The organism is uncultured Cyclobacterium sp. (assembly GCF_963976465.1).
Taxonomy (GTDB): Bacteria; Bacteroidota; Bacteroidia; order Cytophagales; family Cyclobacteriaceae; genus Cyclobacterium.
Map to the genome: position 1 here is coordinate 1 of NZ_CAXBOC010000415.1, position 5,306 is coordinate 5,306.

General features: G+C 34.3%; 6 protein-coding genes. All 6 read left to right on the top strand.

Features of this window, described 5'->3' with window-relative positions; genetic code table 11:
- A partial coding sequence (locus tag AAC037_RS19185) for a response regulator (protein ID WP_339904868.1) occupies window positions 1-1,566 on the top strand: 1,566 nt, incomplete at its 5' end.
- 14 nt (window positions 1,567-1,580) lie between these two features.
- Window positions 1,581-2,066: a DinB family protein gene (locus AAC037_RS19190; RefSeq protein WP_339904870.1), complete on the top strand. Its 486-nt coding sequence runs from the start codon at window positions 1,581-1,583 to the stop codon at window positions 2,064-2,066.
- A 415-nt stretch (window positions 2,067-2,481) separates the two neighbouring features.
- Window positions 2,482-3,243 carry a hypothetical protein gene (locus tag AAC037_RS19195; protein ID WP_339904871.1) on the top strand — a complete coding sequence of 254 codons (762 nt, stop codon included), beginning with the start codon at window positions 2,482-2,484 and terminating at the stop codon, window positions 3,241-3,243.
- Window positions 3,244-3,369: 126 nt separating this feature from the next.
- Window positions 3,370-4,203, top strand: a complete 834-nt coding sequence (locus AAC037_RS19200; protein ID WP_339904872.1) for a hypothetical protein — start codon at window positions 3,370-3,372, stop codon at window positions 4,201-4,203.
- 280 nt (window positions 4,204-4,483) lie between these two features.
- Window positions 4,484-4,756, top strand: coding sequence for a hypothetical protein (locus AAC037_RS19205; RefSeq protein WP_339904873.1), 273 nt, complete (start codon window positions 4,484-4,486; stop codon window positions 4,754-4,756).
- Between the two features lie 2 nt (window positions 4,757-4,758).
- Window positions 4,759-5,202, top strand: coding sequence for a hypothetical protein (locus AAC037_RS19210; protein WP_339904874.1), 444 nt, complete (start codon window positions 4,759-4,761; stop codon window positions 5,200-5,202).
- The last annotated feature ends 104 nt before the right edge of the window (window positions 5,203-5,306 follow it).

Here is a 5,306-nt window from a genome sequence, read left to right on the forward strand (position 1 = left end):
CAGCAGATACTGGCAAATCTTTTAAGCAATGCGGTTAAGTTCACGAAAAAAGGGGAAGTGATCGTTAAAGTGGATTATATTCCACTTGAAGGCAATCAGGGTACCCTTAAAATTTCCGTAAAAGATACCGGTATCGGCATTAGCCAAGAACAAAAAGCCAAGCTTTTCAAATCATTTTCTCAAGCAGACAGTTCCACGACTCGTAAATTTGGAGGTACCGGTTTAGGGCTTGTCATTTCGCAAATGATTGCAGAAAAAATGGGAAGCAAAATCAATATTGATAGCGAACCTGATGTGGGTACTACTTTCTTTTTTGAGATCATGACTCGTTTTGAAAGAGGAGAAAAACCAGATCAAACCCAGATTGCAAGTGTAAAACGTTGTTTGATTATTGATGACAATGCCAACAACCGGGTTATTTTGCAACAAATGCTTAATCAGTGGCAGATTGACTCAGATTTATGTGAAAATGGGTTCCAGGCACTCCAGGTACTGGAGAAGGCATTGCCATATGATGTAATTATTTGCGATTATAATATGCCTTATATAAATGGTCTGGAAACCATTCGCATCATGAAGGAAAGGTTGAACCTTAGCCTTGAAAAACAGCCGGTAATTCTGCTTTATTCCTCCGCTCAGGATGAAGCAATTCACCAAAAATGTTTGGAAATAGGGGTTCGTTTTCGATTAACCAAGCCGGTCAAAAGCCATGATTTATTCATTTATCTATCTAATTTAAACCAAGAATTAAAGGCTAGTCCAAAGAAAGAAAGGGAAGAAACAACGCATTCCATTGATCCAAATGAAAAGATAAAAATCATCATTGCTGAAGACAATTCTCTGAACATGGTGCTAAGCAAGACTTTGCTGCTCCAATTAATGCCCAATAGCGAAATTTACGAAGCAAAGAATGGTGTAATTGCTGTTGAACAATACAAGAAGATAATTCCTGACATAGTATTTATGGACATACAAATGCCTGAACTTGATGGGATAGGAGCCACTAAGCAAATTAGAGGCATAGAAAATAGTACCGGCACCCATATTCCTATTATTGCACTTACAGCGGGAGCATTAAAGGAGGAAAAAGAGAAGTGTTTGGCGGCAGGAATGGATGAATTCCTGACAAAGCCCCTAGAGGTTCAGAAAATTGAATCGGTGTTGAAGAAATTCTTTCGCCAAGATAAGGAAGCTGATGCGGACAAAAATGAGGCAATTGCTACAAATGAAGCCCATTTCGGCTATAGCGAACTCTTATATAGCCTTGGGGGAAATATAAACAGTGCGCAACAATTAATCTCAATGTGTTTGGGGGATATGCCGGATAAAATAAACCAACTCAACCTGGCCTATGAGCAAAAGGATAGCAAAACCATAGGCCAAATTGCTCATTCCATTAAGGGATCTATGCTGGCCATTCGCTGTAATCTTTTAGCGGATATCGCTACCAAAATAGGAAATGATACCAAAGAGCATTCATTTGATATGCTAAAAATACGGTTAACAACGCTCAAAGAAGAATGGGAATTCGTCAAGCAATTATTGCTGGAAAAAATAGATGAATAGCCATGTAAACTGATATGCTTGAAATAAAGAAAATGACGCATTCCGAACTTTTAATTTTGAACTTTAAGGAAATAAGGAGAAGAAGCATAAAACTGTGGGAAAGTCTTCCTAAGAGCCATTACCATTGGAAGCCAGACGCAAAAGCCATGTCAGCAATTGAAATGATTAGGCACGTTTTAGAAGCCGACTATGGATGGAACATTATTATCAATAAGGGGAGCATGGTCAATTATCAAAGCCCTTGGAAAAACCAACCCATGATTAGCCTTACTCAAGAGCTTAAGTTTGCGGAACCACATAGGCAAGCATTTTTAGAAAGTGTTCGGAAATTTTCGGATACAGCATTAAACGAAACTGAAATCATTCATCCCGGAAATGGAGAAAAGAAAATCCTTGGAAAATATTTATTGCGAATTGGTTATCATGAATCTGTTCATGCCGGACAATTCCTTTCCTATCTACGCGCAATGAATATCAAGAGACCTGATATCTGGGATTAAAGAAAACCCTATACACTGATCTTGTGCCCTGAGTCTGCCGTAGGGTGTCTAATGGGAATGTAGGAACCACTTTATAGATCTTTATAGGGTGAGAGGAATTGGCTTAATCGGGGGGGGGATTTTTTTATAAAGGCTCGGAAAGGAGCTTAGGAGCTTATTGCATAAAAAATTATAGAAGTGAGGAAAAGCCTTGGCCTAAGGATATTCTGTGTTATGGTCAAAGTAATGTCCATTTATATCTCTTTTCTGACCATTTTTAATGAATATAATTAAAATATTAGTGTTTACAATGGATTCCTTGTATGGAATCTTTAATTTAAGAGGGGAAACTGAAATTGCTGGGTAGATAGTCTCGATAAACGCAGTTAAAGGCTTAAACTTAGCTATATGAAATAGGTAACCTTATTTAAAATAAATGGAAAAAATTAATCGTAAAAAGAGACTTTCCAAGGAATATGTTGGAATAGAGATAGACCAAAATAATTTGTTTAGCATAGCAAAAATAATACAAGATACACTTCAATCTGGAAAAAATAAGATTGATATACAGATTGAATCAAGCGATGGCGAGGATACCTTTCATTCAGATGATCCTGAAATATTCTTTTCGAAAAAATTACCAAAGGAATTGAAATCAATCGAAATTATGTATAGATATTATGATTCTCCTATCCAATGTAGTATAATACTTTCAACTGAAAGTTATATTAAAGCTGGAAAACTTACAGTTGAGGGGGAAGACATTACGTCAGTGACTGGGCTATATCATCAATTAGATAAGGAATTGAAGCTTCTAATTGGATTAGAAAAGTACTTGATAAAGGTATTTAGAACTTACTGGTTTAACGTTTTAATGGCATTTTTAATTGGATATGGTCTATACCTTATTTTAGACTTTGCACTTGAATTTTTCGTAACAAATCAAGTGGAATTTAAAAACACCTCATTTTATAATTTAATAGATGGATTTGCCTGGGGTTTAGTAATTATAGGAGGTATATCCTTGAGCCGCAAATTCGAGAAGTTTCTTGAAAAAGCCTATCCTCCAGTAAGGTTTACAGGAAAGTTTACGGATGTTGGATTTAGTAACCGAAAAAGATTGAAATGGGTGATTCTCATAATAATTTTACCGATAATCTTAGAAATAGTGATTGAAATTATTCTGAAGGGTACATAAACGGAATGAAGAGAAACAAGGAAAATAAAAGCAATAAATTATATGTACCGAGAAAACCGTCCACGTATAATTTCAGCTATACATTATGCACAATCTAGAAAGACACAAATAGTACCAAAATAGGCAATGATAAAAAGGAATTACTATTCAGTTAGGACAGGAAAAATAACCCCAGATCAGGAAATCAGTTTTGAAATGCTAAAAAAGTTGTTTTCCGTAACTTATAATAAACTGGACGCAGACGGTTATTTTCAAAAGTATTTCGGTATCGACTGTCAAGATGGATATGTCCCAGGAGAATTAGGGGAAGAGATAGATGCAATAATGTTTTTGAATTTGAGAAAGAACAATCTTTATCCTATCTGGCAGAACTTACCCAATTACACCGAAGATGATTTTTTTGATGTAATAGAATTCCTTCATGACCATTGCTCAAAAGGCTTAATTGGGCAATTTCATAATTGGAACAATTGCGGTTATCATTATAGTAAATTTGATGATATTGAAGGACAAAAACATTTTAGAGAACAACTAAATCCAATTTTAAGAGAATACAAAGATGGTTTTGAGATTTCCCAAAGTGGAGAAATTTTAATCCTATCTGATAATGGACTTTCAAACCTGTTTGAGGCAGATGTTCCAACAAACGATAAGGACAACGTTTCAAACAAAATCAATTCAGCTATTTTAAAATTTAGGAGACATAAATCAACTCTTGATGACAGGCGTGAAGCAATCAGAGAACTTGCTGACGTATTGGAATTTATTAGACCTTCAATTAAGGAACATTTAAACAAGAAAGACGAAAATGATATTTTCAATATTGCTAACAATTTTGGCATTAGACATCATAATAAAGATCAAAAGAAAGAGTATGATAAAGCGATTTGGTATAGTTGGATTTTCTATTATTACTTGGCAACATTACACGCTGTTTTAAGAATGGCAGACAAGAAATGATAAAAAAAATCAGGCTAGAACATGAAAAGGTGCAATGATGTGATTTAGGCTTAGATTCATTGTAGTCTCGATCTATCGAGATTGAACTCAGTTTCTGGTAGCTTTCCGGTAATTGTAAGCCCCGAATTGGGGGAAACTTTATAGACTAATCAGTATTAAATCTGATCCAATTTCATGAAGAGATGATAATATCTTACTTTTTCTTATCTTTATAGGTAATTAAATTAGCTATCAAGAAATACGCTATGCGGTAATTTGAACTCTTATAATCAAGAATATCATGAAAGACAATTATAAAAAATCAATTTCTTTAAGGTGCAATACTTGTGGTGAAACGTTATTTGAATATAACGAAAATAAAACTTGGGTGAAATGCAAACTATGTGACAGAGAATATCATGGAGGTAATGAAGAGTTAGTAAAACTTAATCAATCGGAATTAGGCGAAGAAGTAAATAAAATGAAAAAAGAAATCACTGAATATTTTAAGGTTGATTTTAACAAGACGCTGAAGGACACTTTTAATGGTAATAAAAATATCAAGTTTAAATAGATATGACAGCTTTACAAATCATCCCTATAATTGTTTCAACGATGGCTCTTGGCTTTTCTTTGTATACACACTTTAAATATGACGCAAAGATAAAAAAACAGAATACTCTTATTAATCAGTTTCAATTGGATAAATTTAAGAAAGAGACTGATTCAGAAAAAAGAGCGATTATTGAAGCAAATGTAGTTAAAGGAGAAAAGGGGAAACGAATTGTAAAAGTTTATAACAAAGGAAAAGCAATAGCAAAGAATGTGGTAGTTACTTTTCCAGGTGCTTCAAACGTATTTATTATGGATTATCCGGCATCTATTGATATTAGATCACAAAATTCAATAGATATTCAAATTAATGCTTCAAAAATTTCTCCTGAGACATTGACAATAAATTTTGAATGGGAAGATGATTTAAGTTTAAATAATAAAGACAGTCAAATAATCCAAGTATGATAAACTGCCATTAATATTGTATAAATTTAATTCTGGCTAAAGTGCTAAATGGGAGTGTTAGCTCAACTCTGTCTGGCTTCCCTTCGGGGGGCTAGCCCCCCGAA

Bases quoted from the DNA above. Each gene is read 5' to 3' on its own strand.
- AAC037_RS19195 (WP_339904871.1), top strand. From the start codon at position 2,482: ATGGAAAAAATTAATCGTAAAAAGAGACTTTCCAAGGAATATGTTGGA.
- AAC037_RS19200 (WP_339904872.1), top strand. From the start codon at position 3,370: ATGATAAAAAGGAATTACTATTCAGTTAGGACAGGAAAAATAACCCCA.
- AAC037_RS19210 (WP_339904874.1), top strand. From the start codon at position 4,759: ATGACAGCTTTACAAATCATCCCTATAATTGTTTCAACGATGGCTCTT.
- AAC037_RS19190 (WP_339904870.1), top strand. From the start codon at position 1,581: ATGCTTGAAATAAAGAAAATGACGCATTCCGAACTTTTAATTTTGAAC.
- AAC037_RS19205 (WP_339904873.1), top strand. From the start codon at position 4,484: ATGAAAGACAATTATAAAAAATCAATTTCTTTAAGGTGCAATACTTGT.